The organism is Microbacterium sp. K41 (genome assembly GCF_004794395.1).
In the GTDB taxonomy this organism is placed as follows: domain Bacteria; phylum Actinomycetota; class Actinomycetes; order Actinomycetales; family Microbacteriaceae; genus Microbacterium; species Microbacterium sufflavum.
The window spans coordinates 1-243 of sequence record NZ_SSDO01000025.1 but is presented as its reverse complement, the minus strand read 5'-3'; the positions used below and the strand labels follow the sequence as shown (position 1 = coordinate 243).

1 protein-coding gene is annotated in these 243 nt (G+C 78.6%); it reads right to left on the bottom strand.

The window, feature by feature from the left end; genetic code table 11:
- Positions 1 to 243: flagellar hook-length control protein FliK (locus DW309_RS00305; RefSeq protein WP_136044189.1), on the bottom strand; the 243-nt coding region annotated here is incomplete at both ends.

The following is a 243-nucleotide window of genomic DNA, read 5'->3' as shown; positions in this document are numbered from 1 at the left end:
GGTCGCGGCGGAGGTCGGCGAGGATCGCCCGCAGCGCCTCGCGGCCGAGCTCACCGGGCGCCTGCAGCTCGATGCGGATCGCCGCGCCGGAGATGTGGGCGCGCACGGTCACCGGTCCCAGGTTCTCGGGCGACACCGTGAGCGTGATCCGGTGGTCGCCGTCGGACGCGCGGGCGAGCGAGACCACGGGCGCCGACAGCTGCGGCAGGAGCGGGGTCCGTGCCGCGGCGGCGGGCGCGGCGG